Source organism: Vibrio owensii CAIM 1854 = LMG 25443, from assembly GCF_000817815.1.
GTDB lineage: Bacteria > Pseudomonadota > Gammaproteobacteria > Enterobacterales > Vibrionaceae > Vibrio > Vibrio owensii.
The window spans coordinates 1-412 of the sequence record NZ_JPRD01000107.1 but is presented as its reverse complement, the minus strand read 5'-3'; the positions used below and the strand labels follow the sequence as shown (position 1 = coordinate 412).

Below are 412 nucleotides of genomic sequence, written 5' to 3'. Positions count from 1 at the left end.
TCTTTGATTTTGATGGTCTCTTTTCGCAGCGCAACAATTGGGCGCACAATTGGCGAACCCACTCTCCACGCCAATGGGAAGAGAATCATCATTGCGAACGCCGTAATAGCAATCGCTTTAGACAATCGACTTGTCACCGCATCAGTCACTACTTGACCAGAAACGACCACAGCAAAGTAATCGCTCGTACCACGAGTAGAATGCAACTTAGTGAGATAGAGGAATCGACTTTCACCATCAATGGTCACTTTGTTCATTAGGTCGTGTTTGTCCTTCTGAATCGCCAACTCGTAGACCTCTGGATACGGAGCAAAACTCCCCCTCCATTGATGAGGTTTGAGCCACTTCTCTTGCAACGCTACTTTTTGTTCTGGTGAAATTGCCGCGATCGCTTGGTTGATAAGCTCAACCA

The 412-nt window shown here is 46.8% G+C and carries 1 pseudogene; it reads right to left on the bottom strand.

Features of this window, described 5'->3' with window-relative positions:
* Nucleotides 1–412: pseudogene (locus tag H735_RS31285) on the bottom strand (HD domain-containing phosphohydrolase); the annotation flags it as partial.